The organism is Streptomyces ficellus (assembly GCF_030406405.1).
Classification (GTDB): Bacteria; Actinomycetota; Actinomycetes; order Streptomycetales; family Streptomycetaceae; genus Streptomyces; species Streptomyces ficellus_B.
This window is the reverse complement of the sequence record NZ_JAUEPL010000026.1, coordinates 13,973-31,244: the sequence shown is the minus strand read 5'-3', so window position 1 is coordinate 31,244 and position 17,272 is coordinate 13,973. Positions and strand designations below refer to the sequence as shown.

At 71.5% G+C, this 17,272-nt stretch carries 19 protein-coding genes; 10 read left to right on the top strand and 9 right to left on the bottom strand.

Translation table 11 applies throughout. The features are described 5' to 3' along the window. The first annotated feature begins 41 nt into the window (after window positions 1-41). From QWM81_RS17995 to QWM81_RS17965, 7 genes are all read left to right on the top strand, one after another. Complete coding sequence (locus QWM81_RS17995) at window positions 42-1,592, top strand: ABC transporter ATP-binding protein (protein ID WP_290113061.1); 1,551 nt, start codon at window positions 42-44, stop codon at window positions 1,590-1,592. Further along, window positions 1,589-2,701: an ABC transporter permease gene (locus QWM81_RS17990; protein ID WP_290113060.1), complete on the top strand. Its 1,113-nt coding sequence runs from the start codon at window positions 1,589-1,591 to the stop codon at window positions 2,699-2,701. The genes QWM81_RS17995 and QWM81_RS17990 overlap by 4 nt, the downstream gene beginning before the upstream one ends. Continuing rightward, window positions 2,698-3,987 (top strand): ABC transporter permease, encoded by a 1,290-nt coding sequence (locus QWM81_RS17985; RefSeq protein WP_290113059.1) that lies wholly within the window; start codon window positions 2,698-2,700, stop codon window positions 3,985-3,987. Before QWM81_RS17990 ends, QWM81_RS17985 begins: the two co-directional genes overlap by 4 nt. Then, the gene (locus tag QWM81_RS17980; RefSeq protein ID WP_290113058.1) at window positions 3,984-4,373 is read left to right on the top strand and encodes a cytidine deaminase; all 390 of its coding nucleotides are present in this window, start codon (window positions 3,984-3,986) and stop codon (window positions 4,371-4,373) included. The genes QWM81_RS17985 and QWM81_RS17980 overlap by 4 nt, the downstream gene beginning before the upstream one ends. Before the next feature lie 115 nt (window positions 4,374-4,488). After that, window positions 4,489-5,766 carry a thymidine phosphorylase gene (locus QWM81_RS17975; RefSeq protein ID WP_290113057.1) on the top strand — a complete coding sequence of 426 codons (1,278 nt, stop codon included), beginning with the start codon at window positions 4,489-4,491 and terminating at the stop codon, window positions 5,764-5,766. Between the two features lie 159 nt (window positions 5,767-5,925). Further along, window positions 5,926-6,417, top strand: a complete 492-nt coding sequence (locus QWM81_RS17970) for a Uma2 family endonuclease (RefSeq protein ID WP_353938314.1) — start codon at window positions 5,926-5,928, stop codon at window positions 6,415-6,417. 53 nt (window positions 6,418-6,470) lie between these two features. Further along, a complete protein-coding gene (locus QWM81_RS17965; protein ID WP_290113055.1) occupies window positions 6,471-6,815 on the top strand; it encodes an STAS domain-containing protein in 345 nt (114 codons plus the stop codon). On the opposite strand, the gene QWM81_RS17960 is transcribed toward QWM81_RS17965, so the two are convergent. From QWM81_RS17960 to QWM81_RS17950, 3 genes are all read right to left on the bottom strand, one after another. Beyond that, window positions 6,748-7,704 carry a sigma-70 family RNA polymerase sigma factor gene (locus QWM81_RS17960; RefSeq protein WP_290113054.1) on the bottom strand — a complete coding sequence of 319 codons (957 nt, stop codon included), beginning with the start codon at window positions 7,702-7,704 and terminating at the stop codon, window positions 6,748-6,750. The genes QWM81_RS17965 and QWM81_RS17960 overlap by 68 nt on opposite strands. Window positions 7,705-7,769: 65 nt before the next feature. Continuing rightward, a complete protein-coding gene (locus QWM81_RS17955) occupies window positions 7,770-8,426 on the bottom strand; it encodes a L,D-transpeptidase family protein (RefSeq protein ID WP_290113122.1) in 657 nt (218 codons plus the stop codon). A gap of 73 nt (window positions 8,427-8,499) precedes the next feature. Next, on the bottom strand, window positions 8,500-9,789 hold the full coding sequence (locus QWM81_RS17950) for an MFS transporter (RefSeq protein ID WP_290113053.1): 1,290 nt from the start codon (window positions 9,787-9,789) through the stop codon (window positions 8,500-8,502). Between the two features lie 119 nt (window positions 9,790-9,908). On the opposite strand from QWM81_RS17950, the gene QWM81_RS17945 reads away from it, so the two are divergent. Beyond that, a complete protein-coding gene (locus tag QWM81_RS17945) occupies window positions 9,909-10,811 on the top strand; it encodes a LysR family transcriptional regulator (RefSeq protein ID WP_435372390.1) in 903 nt (300 codons plus the stop codon). 57 nt (window positions 10,812-10,868) lie between these two features. Here QWM81_RS17945 and QWM81_RS17940 read toward each other — a convergent pair whose 3' ends face one another. Beyond that, on the bottom strand, window positions 10,869-11,648 hold the full coding sequence (locus tag QWM81_RS17940) for an alpha/beta hydrolase (protein ID WP_290113050.1): 780 nt from the start codon (window positions 11,646-11,648) through the stop codon (window positions 10,869-10,871). A gap of 115 nt (window positions 11,649-11,763) precedes the next feature. On the opposite strand from QWM81_RS17940, the gene QWM81_RS17935 reads away from it, so the two are divergent. Both QWM81_RS17935 and QWM81_RS17930 read left to right on the top strand, forming a co-directional pair. Further along, complete coding sequence (locus QWM81_RS17935; protein WP_290113049.1) at window positions 11,764-12,918, top strand: adenosine deaminase; 1,155 nt, start codon at window positions 11,764-11,766, stop codon at window positions 12,916-12,918. Window positions 12,919-13,046: 128 nt separating this feature from the next. Further along, a complete protein-coding gene (locus QWM81_RS17930; RefSeq protein WP_290113048.1) occupies window positions 13,047-13,379 on the top strand; it encodes an ATP-binding protein in 333 nt (110 codons plus the stop codon). Between the two features lie 82 nt (window positions 13,380-13,461). On the opposite strand, the gene QWM81_RS17925 is transcribed toward QWM81_RS17930, so the two are convergent. The 5 genes from QWM81_RS17925 to afsQ1 all read right to left on the bottom strand — a co-directional run bounded on the left by QWM81_RS17925 (window position 13,462) and on the right by afsQ1 (window position 17,238). Next, window positions 13,462-13,662, bottom strand: a complete 201-nt coding sequence (locus QWM81_RS17925; RefSeq protein WP_290113047.1) for a PspC domain-containing protein — start codon at window positions 13,660-13,662, stop codon at window positions 13,462-13,464. Between the two features lie 131 nt (window positions 13,663-13,793). Continuing rightward, complete coding sequence (locus tag QWM81_RS17920; RefSeq protein WP_290113046.1) at window positions 13,794-14,363, bottom strand: VanZ family protein; 570 nt, start codon at window positions 14,361-14,363, stop codon at window positions 13,794-13,796. A 64-nt stretch (window positions 14,364-14,427) separates the two neighbouring features. Next, entirely contained in the window at window positions 14,428-15,036 is a 609-nt protein-coding gene (locus QWM81_RS17915) for a hypothetical protein (RefSeq protein ID WP_290113045.1), read from the bottom strand. Then, the gene (locus tag QWM81_RS17910) at window positions 15,023-16,564 is read right to left on the bottom strand and encodes an ATP-binding protein (protein WP_290113044.1); all 1,542 of its coding nucleotides are present in this window, start codon (window positions 16,562-16,564) and stop codon (window positions 15,023-15,025) included. Before QWM81_RS17910 ends, QWM81_RS17915 begins: the two co-directional genes overlap by 14 nt. Then, window positions 16,561-17,238 carry a two-component system response regulator AfsQ1 gene (gene afsQ1, locus QWM81_RS17905; RefSeq protein ID WP_179166385.1) on the bottom strand — a complete coding sequence of 226 codons (678 nt, stop codon included), beginning with the start codon at window positions 17,236-17,238 and terminating at the stop codon, window positions 16,561-16,563. The genes QWM81_RS17910 and afsQ1 overlap by 4 nt, the downstream gene beginning before the upstream one ends. Window positions 17,239-17,272 lie beyond the last annotated feature (34 nt).

Sequence of the window (17,272 nt, the reverse complement as noted above, 5' to 3'; positions counted from 1 at the left end):
TCAAAGCCTCCAGCAGTCCCCCCAGCAGCACCCCCAACGCCGTGGAGCTCCGCGGCATCACCAAGCGGTTCCCCGGCGTCGTCGCCAACCACGACATCGCCATCACCGTGCGCCGCGGAACCGTGCACGCCCTCGTCGGTGAGAACGGCGCCGGCAAGTCGACCCTGATGAAGATCCTGTACGGCATGCAGAAGCCGGACGAGGGCACCATCGCGGTCGACGGTGAGCAGGTCACCTTCCACAACCCCGGTGACGCCATCCGCCGGGGCATCGGCATGGTGCACCAGCACTTCATGCTCGCGGACAACCTCACCGTCCTGGAGAACGTCGTCCTCGGCTCCGAGAAGCTGTACGGCATCGGCGACAGGGCCCGCGCCAAGATCCGTGAGATCTCCGACGCGTACGGCCTCAACATCCGCCCCGACGTCCTCGTGGAGGACCTCGGTGTCGCCGACCGCCAGCGCGTGGAGATCCTGAAGGTCCTCTACCGCGGCGCCCGCACCCTCATCCTCGACGAGCCGACCGCCGTGCTCGTCCCGCAGGAGGTCGAGGCGCTCTTCGACAACCTGCGCGAGCTGAAGGCCGAGGGCCTCACCGTCATCTTCATCTCGCACAAGCTGGGCGAGGTGCTGTCCGTCGCCGACGAGATCACCGTCATCCGGCGCGGTACGACGGTCGGCACCGCCGACCCCGCCTCCACCACGCCCAAGCAGCTCGCCGAGCTGATGGTCGGCACCGAGCTGCCGTCGCCGGAGACCCGTGAGTCCACGGTCACCGACGTGCCGATGCTCCGGGTCGAGGACCTGTCGCTGAGCGCCACCGACCCGGACGGCGTGGTCAGGGCCGTTCTGGCCGGCATCACCCTCACCATCCACAAGGGTGAGGTGCTCGGCATCGCCGGTGTCGAGGGCAACGGCCAGTCGGAGCTGGTCGACGCCATCATGGGCATGCGCCGTCCCGACAGCGGTGTGATCACCCTGGACGGCGCCGACATCTCCCACGTACCGACCCGCAAGCGCCGCGAGAGCGGCATGGGGGTCATCCCCGAGGACCGCCACCGGCACGGCCTGCTGCTGGAGGCCCCCCTCTGGGAGAACCGCATCCTCGGCCACGTCACCGAGCGGCCCAACTCCAAGGGCGCCATCCTCGACCTGAAGGCCGCCCGCGCCGACACCGAGCGGATCGTGCGCGAGTACGACGTCCGCACCCCCGGCATCGACGTCACCGCCGCGTCCCTGTCCGGCGGCAACCAGCAGAAGCTGATCGTCGGCCGCGAGATGAGCCACGACCCCAAGCTGCTGATCGCCGCGCACCCCACCCGGGGTGTGGACGTCGGCGCCCAGGCGCAGATCTGGGACCAGATCCGCGAGGCCCGCCGCGAGGGCCTGGCCGTGCTGCTGATCTCCGCCGACCTGGACGAGCTGATCGGGCTCTCCGACACCCTGCGGGTGATGTACCGGGGCCGGCTCGTCGCGGACGCCGACCCGGCCACCATCACCCCCGAGGAGCTGGGCTCGGCCATGACCGGCGCCGCCACCGGCCACCTCGAGCACCACGATGACAGCAGCGCCCCGGAGGACGAGGCCCGATGAAGAAGATCGACAAGGAGCGGCTGCTCCTGGGCATCGCGGCGCCGCTGCTCGCGGTCGTCGCCGCGTTCCTGGTCACCGCCCTGGTGCTGGTCGCCACCGGCAAGGAGCCGTTCAGCGCCTTCGGGATCATGTTCGACTACGGCATCAAGTCGGACAGCCAGGTCTACATCATCAACAAGGCGACGACGTACTACCTGGCGGGCCTCGCGGTGGCCATCGGCTTCCGCATGAACCTGTTCAACATCGGCGTCGACGGCCAGTACCGCCTCGCCGCCTTCTTCGCCGCCGCACTCGGCGGCGCGCTGACCCTGCCCGGCTTCCTCCAGATCCCGCTGATCATCCTCACCGCGATGATCGTCGGCGCGATGTGGGCCGGCATCGCCGGTGTCCTCAAGGTCACCCGCGGCGTCAGCGAGGTCGTCGCCACGATCATGCTCAACATGATCGCCACCGCGATCATCGGCTACCTGCTCCAGCCGGGCCGCCTCGGCCACCTGGACGAGGCCGGTACGAAGGTGTCGACCACCCCGCTGCCGGAGTCCTCGCGCTTCTTCGACTTCCCCACGCAGCCCGACCAGATCTGGGGCTTCCTCGTGATCGCCGTGATCGCGGGCGTCGCCTACTGGTTCGTGCTCTCCCGCACCCGGTTCGGCTTCGACCTGCGCACGGTCGGCCAGTCCGGCTCCGCCGCCGAGGCCAGCGGCGTGGACGTCAAGAAGATGGTCGTCACGTCGATGCTGATCTCCGGCGCGACCGCCGGCCTGATCGGCATGCCGACGCTGCTCAACGACAGCTACGAGTACAGCGGCGACTTCCCGACCGGCATCGGCTTCACCGGCATCGCCATCGCCCTGCTGGGCCGCAACCACCCGGTCGGCATCGCGCTCGGCGCCCTCCTGTGGGGCTTCCTGGAGCGCGGCACCGGCAAGCTCGAATTCGAGGGTTACGACAAGGAGATCGTCGGCGTGATCCAGGGCGTCATCGTCCTGTGCGTCGTCATCGCCTACGAAGTCGTCCGCCGCTACGGCCTCAAGCGCCAGCAGCGGAAGGTCGGCGAGAAGCTCGCCGCCCAGGCCCGTACCAACGACACGCAGGAGGTGTCGGCGTGAGCGCCACGGCGACTTCCACCCCGCCGCCCGCGGCCCCCAAGGCGGCCGGCGGCAAGGGCGGCCGCACCCGCCTCTCCCTTCCCGTCATCCTGCTGATCGTCGCGGGCGCGCTCATCGCGCTGTCCGCGGTACGCGCCATCACCGGCGCGCAGGACATCACCTCCGCCGGCCAGATCAGCGCCGCGCTCTCCATGGCCGTACCGATCGGCCTGGCCGGTCTGGGCGGTCTGTGGGCCGAGCGCGCGGGCGTGGTCAACATCGGCCTCGAAGGCATGATGATCCTCGGCACCTTCTTCGGTGCCTGGGCGGGCTGGCAGACCAGCCCCTGGCTCGGTGTCCTCGCGGGCATCGTGGGCGGCATGTTGGGCGGCCTGCTGCACGCGGTCGCCACCGTCAGCTTCGGTGTCGACCACATCATCTCCGGTATCGCGATCAACATCCTGGCGCTCGGGTTCACCACCTACTTCGCCAAGCTGTGGTTCAACACCGGGGAGGCGGCGGAGCGGGGCGGCAGCCCCAAGCAGTCCCCGCCGGCCGAGGAGATCACGTCGGTCACGGTGCCGGGAGTCTCCGACTGGCTCCACTCGGTCGAGGCGCACCACTGGTTCCTCGTCTCCGACGTCGCGGGCATCCTCGGCGGCCTGGTCACCAACCTCTCGCTGCTGACGATCGTCGCCATCCTGCTCTTCATCGGCACGTTCCTGCTGCTGTGGAAGACGGCCTTCGGCCTGCGGCTGCGCTCCTGCGGCGAGAACCCGATCGCCGCGGAGTCACTGGGCGTCAACGTCTACACGTACAAGTACATCGCCGTGATCGTCTCCGGCGGCATGGCCGGGCTCGGCGGCGCGTTCCTCTCGCTGGTCACCTCGCACATCTACAACGAGGGCCAGACCGGCGGCCGGGGCTTCATCGGCCTCGCGGCCATGATCTTCGGCAACTGGCGGCCCGGCGGGCTCGCCATGGGCGCGGGCCTGTTCGGCTTCGCCGACGCGCTCCAGCTGCGCGCGGGCGGCGAGTCCGTGCACGCGCTGCTGCTGGTGCTGGTGGTCGTCCTCGCCGGCCTCGCGGCCTGGAAGGCGTACCGCAAGCGCTATGTGACGGCGGCGATCAGCGGGGTCATCGCGGCCGGTGTGCTGGTCTGGTTCCTCGGTACGGACACGGTGCCCACCGAGTTCGTCAGCGCCACGCCGTACGTGGTGACGCTGCTGGTGCTGTCGCTGTCCGCGCAGCGGCTGAGGATGCCCAAGGCGGACGGCATGCGCTACCGCAAGGGCCAGGGCAAGTGACGCCCCCCGCCTGGGAAGCGCTGCGCGAGGCGGCCCGGGAGGCCATGTCCCACGCGTACGCGCCGTACTCGGGCTATGCGGTGGGCGCCGCCGCGCTCGTGGACGACGGGCGCACGGTCACCGGCTGCAACGTGGAGAACGCCTCGTACGGCATCGGCCTGTGCGCCGAGTGCGGTCTGGTCTCCCAGTTGCAGGCCACCGGCGGCGGCCGGCTCACGCACTTCGTGTGCGTGGACGGGCACGGCCAGGTCCTGGTGCCGTGCGGCCGCTGCCGGCAGCTGCTGTACGAGTTCGGCGGCGACGAGCTGCTGGTGGACACCCCGCACGGGGTGCTCACCCTCGCCGAGATGCTGCCGCAGGCGTTCGGCCCGCAGCACCTCACGTAAGACGGGGCCGCCCCTTCCGCGCTGTCCGCGGAAGGGGCGGCCCCTCCCCCTTCTCTATGCGCGTAGAGTCACCGCGTAGGACTGTCCCCTCCCGCTGGAAGGAACCCTCAAGGCCATGGACGCGATTTCCGTCATCCGCACCAAGCGGGACCGGGGCGAGCTGAGCCCCGAACAGATCGACTGGGTCATCGACGCCTATACGCGCGGCGAGGTCGCCGACGAGCAGATGTCGGCGCTGGCCATGGCGATCCTGCTGAACGGCATGAACCGTACGGAGATCGCCCGCTGGACCGCCGCGATGATCGCCTCCGGCGAGCGGATGGACTTCTCCTCGCTGTCCCGCCCGACCGCCGACAAGCACTCCACCGGCGGCGTCGGCGACAAGATCACCCTGCCGCTCGCGCCGCTGGTCGCCGCGTGCGGCGCTGCCGTGCCGCAGCTGTCGGGCCGGGGCCTCGGCCACACCGGCGGCACCCTCGACAAGCTGGAGTCCATCCCCGGCTGGCGGGCCCTGCTCTCCAACGAGGAGATGCTGCACGTCCTGGAGACGACCGGCGCGGTGATCTGCGCGGCGGGCGACGGCCTCGCCCCCGCCGACAAGAAGCTGTACGCCCTGCGGGACGTCACCGGCACCGTCGAGGCCATCCCGCTGATCGCCTCCTCGATCATGTCCAAGAAGATCGCCGAGGGCACCGGTTCGCTCGTCCTGGACGTGAAGGTCGGCTCCGGCGCTTTCATGAAGAACATCGCCGACGCCCGCGAACTGGCCTCCACCATGGTCGGCCTGGGCACCGACCACGGCGTGAAGACCGTCGCCCTGCTCACCGACATGTCGACCCCGCTGGGCCTCACCGCCGGCAACGCCCTGGAGGTCCGCGAGTCCGTCGAGGTCCTCGCGGGCGGCGGCCCCGCCGACGTCGTCGAACTCACCATCGCGCTCGCCCGCGAGATGCTCGACGCGGCCGGCGTCAAGGACGCCGACCCCGCGAAGGCCCTCGCGGACGGCTCCGCGATGGACGTCTGGCGCCGCATGATCGCCGCGCAGGGCGGCGACCCGGACGCCCCGCTCCCGGTCGCCCGTGAACAACACGTCGTCACCGCCCCCTCCTCGGGCGTCCTCACCCGCCTCGACGCGTACGGCGTCGGCGTCGCCGCCTGGCGCCTCGGCGCCGGCCGCGCCCGCAAGGAGGACCCGGTCCAGGCGGGCGCCGGCGTCGAACTCCACGCCAAGCCGGGCGACACCGTCACGGCGGGCCAGCCCCTGCTGACCCTCCACACGGACACCCCGGAGAAGTTCGACTACGCCCTGAAGTCCCTGGAGGGCGCCTACGACATCGCGGCCGAGGGCACGGCGTACGAGCCGGCCCCCGTCGTGCTGGGACGTATCGCCTGACCTCGTACGGGTGAACGGGACCGGTGGACCCCCACCGGTCCCGTTCGGCATGCTGGGATCGCCTCCGTGAGCGAGTGCTGGGCCGCCGGTGAGCCGGATGCGGAGTGGGGGGACCTTGTCAGCCTCTGGGAGCAGGTTGAGGCGCCCAAGGACTGCAGGGTGGAGATCGTTCAGGGCGTCATCACCGTGTCGAGCAGGCGGGTCACCAGCCACCACTTCATCGCCGACTCCATGACACGCTGCCTGTACCGCGTCATCCCCGAAGACCGGGGCATCCACCAGACCCTTGCTGTTGCCATCCCGTCCCGTCTGGGGATGTACATCCCGGATCTGGTCGTGGCCCCCGATGCGGCCCTCCGTGAGGAGGGCAACTACATCCCGGCTGCCGCTGCCGAGCTGGTTGTCGAGATCACTTCCAAGTCCAACGCTCGGCATGATCGCATCAGCAAGCCCGCAGGCTACGCGGCGGCCGGTGTGCCGCTCTATCTGCTAATCGACGCCCACGCCCCTGGCGGCCCGACTGTCACGCTGTACGGCGAGCCGAAGGGGGACGTCTACCGGCTGCTGTCAGCGGGCAAGTTCGGCGACGAGGTCACCCTCCCTGCCCCCTTCGACCTCACCCTCGACACTGGCGAGTTTCCCGTCAGCTGACCCCCCGGCCCGCGTCACCGATGAGTTCCTCCCGAGAGGCGGGTCTCTTCCCCATGGACACCACGGATCCGAACGTCTTCCTCGTCGTCGGCCCGATCGAACCCGCCGACGTGCCGCGCCTGTGCGAGGAGCTGGCCGAGCTGCTCGGTGAGAGCGGCGACGGTGACGTCATCTGCGACGTCGGCGGGGTCATCCGGCCCGGCCTCGCCGCCGTCGACGCCCTGGCCCGGCTGCGGTTGACCGCGCAGCGGCTCGGGCGTCCGATGGTCGTGCGGAACGCACAGCCGGCCCTGCGCGTGTTGATCGAGTTGGTCGGGCTGGCCGACCTGCTCACGCCTCCAGCCGGTCCGGAAGGCCGAACAGCGGGAACCACCGCTTCACGTCCAGGAACGACGTGATCCCGGAGACCTTGCCGTCCACGATCTCGATGACCATGAGGGCCCACGGGCTGAAGCCGCCCTCCGGGTCCGGGTGGTAGTGCGCGAACGCGGGCGTGCCGTTGGCGATCACCGGCACCAGCCGCGAGCCCCGGCACACCTCCCCGACGCCCAGCATCCAGCCGGTGATGTCGTCGTGGCCCTGGAGCCACAGGTCGTAGGGCGGCATGGAGAGCGTGGCGTCCTCGTGGAGCAGCGCGGTCAGGGCCTCCATGTCGTAGCCCTCGAACGCCGCCACGTACCGGTCCAGGAGTCTGCGCTGCTCCTCGTCGAGGGGGTCGGCGGGGTCCGTGTGGGCGGGCGCCGACGCGGCGAGCGTCGCCCGGGCCCGCTGAAGGGCGCTGTTGACCGACGCGACCGAGGTGGACAGCAGCTCCGCCACCTCGCTCGCCTTCCACGCCAGCACCTCCCGGAGGATCAGCACCGCTCGCTGCCTGGGCGGCAGGTGCTGGAGCGCGGCGACGAACGCGAGGCGCACCGTCTCCCGCGCCACCGCCGTCTCGGCCGGGTCCGCGACCGACGGCAACACCCGCGCGTCCGGCACCGGCTCCACCCAGGTGACCTCCGGCCGGGCGTTCAACCGCGCCTGCGCCACCGGTGTCGCCGCCGTCAGGTCCATGGGGCGGGCCCGGCGGTTGCCCGCGTTCAGCGCGTCCAGGCAGACGTTCGTCGCGATGCGGTACAGCCACGAACGCACCGATGACCGGCCCTCGAAGGTGTCGAAGCTCCGCCAGGCGCGGACCATCGTGTCCTGGACGGCGTCCTCCGCCTCGAAGGCCGATCCCAGCATGCGGTAGCAGTACCCGGTCAGCTCGGTCCGGTACTCCTCCAGTGGCGCCACATCGCTCATCGCGTCCACCCCTGTCGCGCTTCCGATCTCACTCTCGGAAGCTACAGCAGGGCACTGACCGGGGGTCACGTCCCGGGCTTGCGCCCGTAGACGTACACGTCGTCGCCGTTCCTGAGCATGTTCCAGTACGTCTTCGCGTCCGCCGGCCGCATGTTGACGCAGCCGCCCGAACCCGGCGGGTTGTACATGGACTTGGTGACGGAGTGGAAGGCCTGCCCGCCGTCGAAGAACTGCGAGTACGGCATCCGCACCTTGTATATCGTCGACCAGTGATTGGCGCTGCGGTAGTAGATCTTCTTCGCGCCGGTACGCGTCTCGGCGCCGTCCCGGCCGGTCCGCACGGGCACGGGCCCGTACGCCAGCTTCGCGCCGTCCTGGATCCAGCTCAGCTGCCGCGTCAGGTCCACGCACGCGATACGGCCCTTGTTGGTGGGGCACGTGCCCGCCTTGTTGGGGTTCTTCCCGGCCGCCCGCTGCTGGAGGATCGTGTTCATCGTGCGCCAGGTGAGAGGCCCGGCGTATCCCATGGTCGGCGTGATTCCGTGCGTCCGCTGGAACGACTGGATCGCCCGGCAGTCGGCCGGCGACTGCCTGCCGTCCACCGGCCGCCCCAGGAACTTCTCCACCTGCTTCTGGTACGGCCCCGTCTGCGTCGTGCACGACGCGGCCTGTGCCGGTGCGGAGCCCAGGGCCACCGTCAGCGGCACGACCAGCGCGGTCATGCCGAGCGCGGCCCCGGCTCGTTTGCCTGTCCCACCCACGTATACCAACTCCCCCTGGAGCCCAATGCGGTAGTTATGCCCGTAGGACGCTCGGGGAAGCGGTGTGGTTGTACGTTTCCCGGAACCGGCGCTCCTGGACGCGCGCGCTGTGCGTTCCGTACAGGGTGATGGAGACGACTCCGAGGACGGCGACCAGCCCCAGCAGGACCGTGCCCGCCCAGCCGCCGGCGTGGAAGGCGATCGCGCCGAGCGCGCCGCCCGCGCTGCTGCCCAGGTAGTACGCCGACTGGTACAGCGCCGACGCCTGCGCCCGGCCCGTCTTCGCGGTACGGCTCACCGAGGAGGAGGCGACCGCGTGCCCGGCGAAGAACCCGGCGGTGATCAGGACCAGGCCGAGGAGGACGCCGGCCAGCGCGTCCGACAGTGACAGCAGCAGCCCCGCCGTGGTCGTGCCCACCGCGAGGTACAGCGCCCCGCGCCGCCCCAGCCGGCCGACCAGCTTGCCGGCCGCCGCGGACGACGCCGTACCCACCAGGTAGACCAGGAAGATCGAGCCGATCACGCCCTGCGGGAGCGAGAACGGCTCCTCCACGAGCCGGTAGCCGATCACCGTGTAGACGGCGCCGAAGACGGTCATGAACAGGGCGCCGATCGCGTACAGGCGCATCAGCAGCGGGTCCGACAGGTGCGTGCGGACGGTCTTGCCCAGCGCGCGGGGGTTCAGCGAACCGGGGGAGAAGTGCCGCGCCTTGGGGATCATCAGACGGAACACCACCGCGCACACCAGCGCCATCAGCCCGACCGCGGCGAGCGCCGCCCGCCAGCCCCACAGCTGGGCCGCCCAGCCGGTGACGATCCGGCCGCTCATCCCGCCGATGCTGTTGCCCGCGACGAACAGCCCGATCGCCGCGACGAGCGCCTTGGGCCGGACCTCCTCCGCCAGGTACGCCATCGCCGACGCCGGCAGCCCCGCCAGGGCGGCGCCCTGCACGGCGCGCAGCGCCACCAGCCACTCCAGGCTCGGCGCGAACGGCACGAGCATGCCGATGGCGACGGCGATCGCGAGGGACGCGGTCATCATGCGACGGCGGCCGAACCGCTCCGACAGGGCGCTCAGTGGCAGTACGCACAGCGCGAGCGCGCCGGTCGCGGCGGAGACGGACCAGCTGGCGGCGGACGCGCTCACGCCGAAGTCGGCGGTGATGGCCGGCAGGAGGGCCTGCGTCGCGTAGAGGAGGGCGAAGGCGGCGACTCCGGCGGCGAAGAGCGCGAGGCTCATCCGGCGGTAGCCGGGGCGGCCGGGGCAAAGACGCGTGTCGGCGTCCACGGGTGCGGTGGACGCCTTGGTACTGGCGGAAGGCATACGACGACCGTAGGCACCCCCGTTTCATGCGTCCAATGCATGGAACCGCTTTAATCGTTCCCATGGTGCATCACTACAGTTCACGAGAGTGGCTGTCACCGAACAGTAACGAAGAAGACATGGGGCTGCTGCTCGCGCCGCGTCTCGCGTACTTCGCGGCGGTCGCCCGCCACGAACACGTCACCCGCGCCGCACACGATCTGGGTGTTCCCCAGTCCACGCTGTCGCGGGCGGTGGTCCGGCTGGAACGGGACCTCGGCGTGACGCTGTTCGCCCGCAAGGGCCGCACGGTCTGTCTGACCCCGGCCGGGCGGACCTTGCTGGCCTCCGCCGAACGCGCCCTGGCCGAGGTGGAGCGGGCCGCCGACGCCGTACGCGCGGACGCCGACCCCTCGGCGGGCCGGGTGGCGTTCGGCTTCCTCCACACCATGGGCTCCGAAACCGTGCCGGGCCTGATCCGCGCGTTCCGGGTCGACCACCCCAAGGTCCGCTTCACGCTCGTCCAGAACTACGGCGAGGCCATGATCGAGCGCCTGCGCGCCGGCGAACTGGACCTGTGCCTGACCTCCCCGGTCCCCGACGCCCCCGACCTGGTCGCCCGCCGCCTGGACGAACAGCGCCTGCGCCTCGTCGTCCCGGACGACCACCGGCTCGCCGGCCGCAAGCGCGTCCGGCTCGCCGAGGCCGCCGACGAAACGTTCGTCACCCTGGAGCCGGGCTACGGCCTGCGCCGCATCACCGACGACCTGTGCGAGGAAGCGGGCTTCACCCCGCGCGTGGCCTTCGAGGGCGAGGAGGCCGAGACGCTGCGCGGGCTGGTCGCGGCGGGCCTGGGCGTCGCCCTCCTCCCGCCCCCCGCGGTCCCCCGCCCCGGCGTCGTCGAGCTGACGGTCACGGCCCCGCGCGCGGCGCGCGAGATCGGCGTGGCCTGGCTGGACGGCCACCCGGACACCGCCCCGGTCGCGGCGTTCAAGCGGTTCCTCCTCTCCCGGCGCGGCCGCCTGCTCTCCGAGTCGGGCTGATTCCCCGCCGCCCGCTCACCGCGGCCTGCTCACCGCAACCCGCTCACCTTCGCCCGCTCACCGCCGCAGCGCCCGGCCGAAGCCGCCCGCCAGGGGCATCCGCAGGCCCAGCGGCGGCGGGGCCGCCAGCGCGTCGGCGACCGGGCGGGAGAAGGGCCGGGCGAACAGCGCGCCCAGCACGAAGTCGGCCGCGAGCGCGAGGACTTCGCCGTGGTGCTGGCGCAGCGCGTGGCCGTCGGAGTGCACCTCGAACCGGCACGTGTCCCGGTTGGCCTTCTTCGCGCGCTCGGCCAGCCGGTACGACAGCTCAGGATCGGTACGCGCGTCATTCGTGCCGTGCACGATCAGCACCTGGCGGCCGACGAGCTGTTTCACCGGTTCGGGGGTCGCCGCCACGTCGTCCTCGGGCAGCCAGGGGGCAAGCGCCAGAACGGAGTTGACGGCCGTGTGGCCCGCCGCGCGCAGCGCCGCCCGGCCGCCCATGCCGTGCCCGGCCAGACAGACCGGGACGTCGCCGTACCGTCGTACGACCTCCGAGGCCGCCCAGGCCGCGTCCGCCGCGAGCCGCGCGTCCGCGCCGTTCCACCCGCGCCCCCGGTAGCGCACCACATGCGCCACCATGCCCTCCAGCCCCTCCGCGCGCCCGGCCCGGACCAGGCCGCGCGCCAGCGGCAGGGCCGCCGCGTGGGCGAGGGGTGAGGGCCCGCGCCCCGACTCGGGCTCCCCGTCCGGGAGGAGCAGAACCACCCCGTTCACCGCCGGAACGGACGTCCCGACGGGCCGGCCCAGCCGGGGCGCCCGCGCGCCCCCCGTACCTACGAGTGCGTGGAGTGCCATGGCAGAACAGTCTCAGAAGACGAGGTGTACGCCAGCCGTACGCGCGGTCACTGTTACGTATCGACAGCCCTGGGAAGAGGGTTGCCTCTACGCGCGTAGGGCGTACAGTTCGAAAATGACGAGCCAGACACCCGACATCCCCACCTCGGACCAGATCCGCCGCGCCCCCAAGGTGCTGCTCCACGACCACCTCGACGGCGGTCTGCGCCCCGGCACGATCATCGAACTCGCCCGGGAGACCGGCTACGGAGCGCTCCCCGAGCAGGAGCCGGACAAACTCGGCATCTGGTTCCGCGAAGCCGCCGACTCCGGCTCGCTGGAGCGCTATCTGGAGACCTTCGCGCACACCTGCGCCGTCATGCAGACCCGAGAGGCCCTCGTCCGGGTCGCCGCCGAATGCGCCGAGGACCTCGCCGCGGACGGTGTCGTGTACGCCGAGGTGCGCTACGCGCCCGAGCAGCACCTCGAAAAGGGCCTCACCCTCGAAGAGGTCGTCGAAGCCGTCAACCAGGGCTTCCGCCAAGGCGAGCGGCGCGCCCGCGAGAACGGTCACCGCATCCGCGTCGGCGCCCTGCTCACCGCCATGCGGCACGCCGCCCGCGCGCTGGAGATCGCCGAACTCGCCAACCGCTACCGCGACAGCGGCGTCGTCGGCTTCGACATCGCGGGCGCCGAGGCCGGCTACCCGCCCACCCGGCACCTGGACGCCTTCGAGTACCTCAAGCGCGAGAACAACCACTTCACCATTCACGCGGGCGAGGCCTTCGGCCTGCCGTCCATCTGGCAGGCGCTCCAGTGGTGCGGCGCCGACCGCCTGGGCCACGGCGTCCGCATCATCGACGACATCCAGGTCGCCGACGACGGCACCGTCACGCTCGGCCGCCTCGCCGCGTACGTACGCGACAAGCGCATCCCGCTGGAGCTGTGCCCGACCTCCAACCTCCAGACCGGCGCCGCCGCCTCGTACGCCGAGCACCCGATCGGGCTGCTGCGCCGGCTGCACTTCAGGGCCACGGTCAACACCGACAACCGGCTGATGTCCGGCACCAGCATGAGCCGGGAATTCGAGCTGCTGAGCGAGACGTTCGGCTACACGCTCGACGACATGCAGTGGTTCACGGTCAATGCGATGAAATCAGCATTCATTCCTTTCGATGAACGCCTGGCGATGATCAATGACGTGATCAAGCCCGGGTATGCAGAGCTCAAGTCCGAATGGCTGTTCACGCAGACCGCCGCCACCAGCGACTTCTCGCCGAAAAAGCGCTGAGCGACGGCCTCGGTAAACGGCCGGTAATTGCGTGACGTGGCCGCCCGGGTGTTTGCAGGTCTCGCTGATCGATGACTAGGTTGCGGAGCCGCTCATCTTCCCCCGAGTGTTTCCAAGGACGAATTTCGATGAAGCAGTCTGCCGCCAAGACCCTCGGTGTCGCCGCCCTTGGCGCCGCGTTCGCCGCCACCGCCGCCGGCACCGCCTCCGCGGCCAACCACACGCCCGTCAACGGTGCGCTGGGTACCGCCACCGCCACCGCGCTGCCGGTCATGCAGTCCGCCGTCGAGCGGGCCCCCGGCACCGCCGCCGAGGTGGCGAACGCCGCGCCGGCAGTGGTCGGCTCCGTCGCCAAGAACGCCTCGGTGCAGGGCGTGCCCCTCGACCCCTCCGCCGCGGCCGGCCTCCTCGGCGGCCTGCCGGTCGGCGGCAGCCTCCCGGTCGCCGGCCTCGGGGCCTGAAGCGGGCGCCGGCGCGTACGCGGAAGGGGCGCACACCCGGGAGGGTGTGCGCCCCTTGCGCTGTGCCCGCGTGCCCGGGGTCCTACCAGGCCGGCTTGGCGGACTTCTCCGAGGGCAGGAATATCCACAGCGCCACGTACAGCAGGAACTGCGGGCCGGGCAGCAGGCACGAGGCCAGGAAGATCACGCGCATCGTGGTCGCGGAGGTGCCGAAGCGCTGTGCCAGCGCTGCGCACACTCCGCCGATCATGCGTCCCTGACGAGGGCGGACAAGTGCGGCCATGGTGGGCTCCTTCGCGAGTCGAGTCGTTTCGATCAGTCGTTCCGGTCGAATCGTTCGGTCGAATCGTTCGGTCGAATCGTTCTGTTCGAGTGATTCCATACTCACCCGGAAACCCAGGACAAAACGTCGGACTACGGGGCGATACCGACCCTGGGAATCCTCGGGGTCGCACCCTGGGGGGCGTCATCCCGCAGTACCCCCGCGCCCCGGCCCCGGCTCCCCCCTCCGGCCGACGGCCGCCGCCGGCGGCGCAGCCGCCCCCGCCAGGCCGGCACCACCGCCAGGTGCGCCAGCGCCACCCCGGTGGTGTTCAGCAGCAGCGCGTCCACGTCCACCACCCGCCCGGGCACGGCGGTCTGCAACAGCTCGATGCCCAGCGACAGCAGCGCGGCAGCCAGGACCGTACGGGCCAGCGAGACCCACGGGGAGACGTCCAGCCGTCCGCCCGCCATCGGCAGCAGCACGCCGAGCGGCGCCAGCAGTAACAGCCCCTCGCCGATCCGCACGGCCGCCTCGACCGGGCCCAGCGCCAGATCCGCCCTGATACCGGCGAACGGCTCCAGATTGGCCGCCGTCACCCACATCACGTCCAGCGGCCGGAGCGTCAGCCACCCCACGAGTAGCAGATGGGCGATGAGGAGGATGAGCCCCGCCGCGCGGAGGCGGATGGCGGCACTGCCGCCCGAACCATGACGCTGCACGCCCCCCAAGACGCGCCGACCGGCACGATCGGTTCCGGCACCCGGCCGGCCCTCGCGAGCCGCCTCAGGGAGAACGCGTCGGGGCGGCCGACTCCGGCCGCTCCCTCAGCTGGGCCGTGCAGGCGTAGCGGCGCACCGGGTAGGCGCCCGGGCCGCCCAGCAGCACCGTGCCGCCATCGGCCGTCGTGCCGTTCTCCGCGTACGTGCACACGATCTGCGACAGCGCGGCGGCGGGCAGGTCCTCCGGCTGGCGGCTCAGCCGCAGCGCCCCCGCCGGGTCGCCCGCGCGGCCCGCCGACACGGTCAGCGGCTCCTGGACGTACGTGGTGAAACCCGCCTCCCGCTCCTCGGCCGCCGGCTCGGCCCGCAACTGGGCCAGCAGCTCCCGGGCCACCGCGACCCGGCCGTCCCGCGGGTTCTTCTCGCCCGCCGCCGGCACCGTGCGGCTCACCGCCTCCAGACCCGAGGCGCACACCAGGTACACCCTCACCGGCACCGACCGCCGCGCCTGCGCCGTGACGTCCCCACCGGGCAGGCTGCACGGCAGCCGCGAGGGCGCGGCACCCGCGTCGACCGGCACCGACGTCGTCCGGATCCCGCAGCCGGCGGCGAGGGCGGCGACCAGGGCGACCCCCGCGAGCGCCACCGCGCCCCGCCGCTCACGCACCCTCATCCCCGTCACCTTCCCGCTCCTCTCCCCGGCCGTCCGCCGTCCGCGAGGCGTCGCGCGGCAGCCGCAGCACGAACACCGCCCCGTCACCGTCCGGCGAGTTGGCCGCCGTGATGTCGCCACCGTGGATCAGGGCGTTCTCCATCGCGATCGACAGGCCCAGCCCCGAGCCCTCCGAGCGCGGCCGCGACGCGCTGGCCTTGTAGAACCGGTCGAAGACGTGCGGCAGTACGTCCTCGGGGATGCCGGGCCCGTGGTCGCGCACCTCGATGAACAGGTCGGCGTCCGCCGTGCGCACCGAGACCCGCACCGGCGAGCCGCCGTGCTTGAGCGCGTTGCCGATGAGGTTCGCAAGGATCACGTCCAGGCGGCGCGGGTCGAGCCGGGCCATGATGCCGCGCTCGGCGTCCAGCTCGACCGCGTCCAGCCAGGCACGCGCGTCGACGCAGGCCGTGACCTGGTCGGCGACGTCCACGTCGTCGAGGACCAGCCGGGCCGTACCCGCGTCGAAGCGGGTGACCTCCATCAGGTTCTCCACCAGCGTGTTCAGCCGCCGCGTCTCGCTCACCACCAGCTTGACGGCAGGCGCGATCATCGGGTCGAGGCTGTCCTCTTCCTCCTCCAGCACCTCCGTCACGGCGGTCAGCGCGGTCAGCGGCGTACGCAGCTCGTGCGACATGTCGGCGACGAAGCGGCGGCTGGACTCCTCCCGCGAGCTCATGTCCGCGACCTTCTTCTGCAGGCTCTCGGCCGCGCTGTTGAACGTCCGCGACAGCTCGGCCAGTTCATCGGTGCCCGACACCCGCAGCCGGGTGTCCAGCTCGCCCTCGCCCAGGCGCCGCGCCGCCTCCCCGAGCCGGTGCACCGGCTTCAGCACGGTCGTCGCCGCGGCCTGCGCGAGCAGCGCGGAGCCGATCAGCGCCAGCGCGGTGGCGATCCCCAGCGACCAGGCCAGCGAGTTCAGATCCTGCCGCTCCGCCTCCAGCGACTTGAACATGTAACCCGTCGGCCCGCCACCGACGATCCGCGTACCGCCCACGAGATAGGGGGTGCCGTCACGCGTGGTGCGCTGCCAGAACAGGTGGTACGGGTAGGCGTTGTTGGAGGTCACCTCCTGCCGCTTGTTCACCGCGGCCCGGAGCTCCTGGGGTACGTCGTCCATCGTGAACCGGTCCGGGTCGGACACCCCGGCGATCGGCTTGCCCTTGGCGCGCTCGCCCAGCAGCACCACGCCGTACCCGACACCGCCGGACGACATCTGCTCGGCGGTCCGCCGCAGCTCCTCCTCCGTGGGCCGGGGCGGCAGCGCGGCCGCCCGGTTCTGCATCTCCTGCCGGAAGTCGTTGAGCGCCGAGTCCTGCGTACGCGTGAGCACGGCCTCACGGTTGAGCCAGTACGCGATCCCCGACGCCGACACGGCGGCCGTCAGGGCGACGAGCGCGAAGACGACGACGAGCCGCAGCCTGAGACTCGTCCAGCGAGGCCCCGCGCCCGGCACCGCGCGCGCGGCGCGTCTCGCGGCACCGCTCACGCGGGCACGTCCAGCCGGTAGCCCACACCCCGGACCGTACGGATCAGGGTCGGCGAGGACGGCACGTCCTCCACCTTGGCCCGCAGCCGCTGCACACACGCGTCCACCAGCCGTGAGTCGCCCAGGTAGTCGTGCTCCCACACCAGCCGCAGCAGCTGCTGCCGCGACAGCGCCTGCCCCGGCCGGCGGCTCAGCTCCAGCAGCAGCCGCAGCTCCGTGGGCGTGAGCTGGAGATCCTCACCGTTCTTCGTCACGGTCATCGCCGACCGGTCGATCACCAGCGACCCGAAGGTCGCCGAGTCCGTCGACTCCCGCTCCCCGCGCCGCAGCACGGCCCGGATGCGCGCGTCCAGCACCCGGCCCTGCACCGGCTTGACGACATAGTCGTCCGCCCCCGACTCCAGGCCGACGACCACGTCGATGTCGTCGCTGCGCGCCGTCAGCAGGATGATCGGCAACTGGTCCGTACGCCTGATCCGCCGGCACACCTCGAAACCGTCGATGCCGGGCAGCATCACATCCAGCACGATCAGATCCGGCCGCTGCTCGCGCAGCAGTTTCAGGCCGTCCTCGCCCGTCGCCGCGGTGGCCACTTTGTGGCCCTGGCGGGACAGCGAGAGTTCGAGGGCCGTGCGGATGGAATCGTCGTCCTCGATCAGCAACAGGAAAGGCACGGCGACATTCTGTCCCATGGGGGCGGGACAGTTC

Coding starts and splice junctions, on each gene's coding strand:
- QWM81_RS17990 (WP_290113060.1), top strand. CDS start 1,589: ATGAAGAAGATCGACAAGGAGCGGCTGCTCCTGGGCATCGCGGCGCCG.
- QWM81_RS17975 (WP_290113057.1), top strand. CDS start 4,489: ATGGACGCGATTTCCGTCATCCGCACCAAGCGGGACCGGGGCGAGCTG.
- QWM81_RS17965 (WP_290113055.1), top strand. CDS start 6,471: ATGGACACCACGGATCCGAACGTCTTCCTCGTCGTCGGCCCGATCGAA.
- QWM81_RS17960 (WP_290113054.1), bottom strand. CDS start 7,704: ATGAGCGATGTGGCGCCACTGGAGGAGTACCGGACCGAGCTGACCGGG.
- QWM81_RS17955 (WP_290113122.1), bottom strand. CDS start 8,426: ATGACCGCGCTGGTCGTGCCGCTGACGGTGGCCCTGGGCTCCGCACCG.
- QWM81_RS17950 (WP_290113053.1), bottom strand. CDS start 9,789: ATGCCTTCCGCCAGTACCAAGGCGTCCACCGCACCCGTGGACGCCGAC.
- QWM81_RS17945 (WP_435372390.1), top strand. CDS start 9,909: ATGGGGCTGCTGCTCGCGCCGCGTCTCGCGTACTTCGCGGCGGTCGCC.
- QWM81_RS17940 (WP_290113050.1), bottom strand. CDS start 11,648: ATGGCACTCCACGCACTCGTAGGTACGGGGGGCGCGCGGGCGCCCCGG.
- QWM81_RS17935 (WP_290113049.1), top strand. CDS start 11,764: ATGACGAGCCAGACACCCGACATCCCCACCTCGGACCAGATCCGCCGC.
- QWM81_RS17930 (WP_290113048.1), top strand. CDS start 13,047: ATGAAGCAGTCTGCCGCCAAGACCCTCGGTGTCGCCGCCCTTGGCGCC.
- QWM81_RS17925 (WP_290113047.1), bottom strand. CDS start 13,662: ATGGCCGCACTTGTCCGCCCTCGTCAGGGACGCATGATCGGCGGAGTG.
- QWM81_RS17915 (WP_290113045.1), bottom strand. CDS start 15,036: ATGAGGGTGCGTGAGCGGCGGGGCGCGGTGGCGCTCGCGGGGGTCGCC.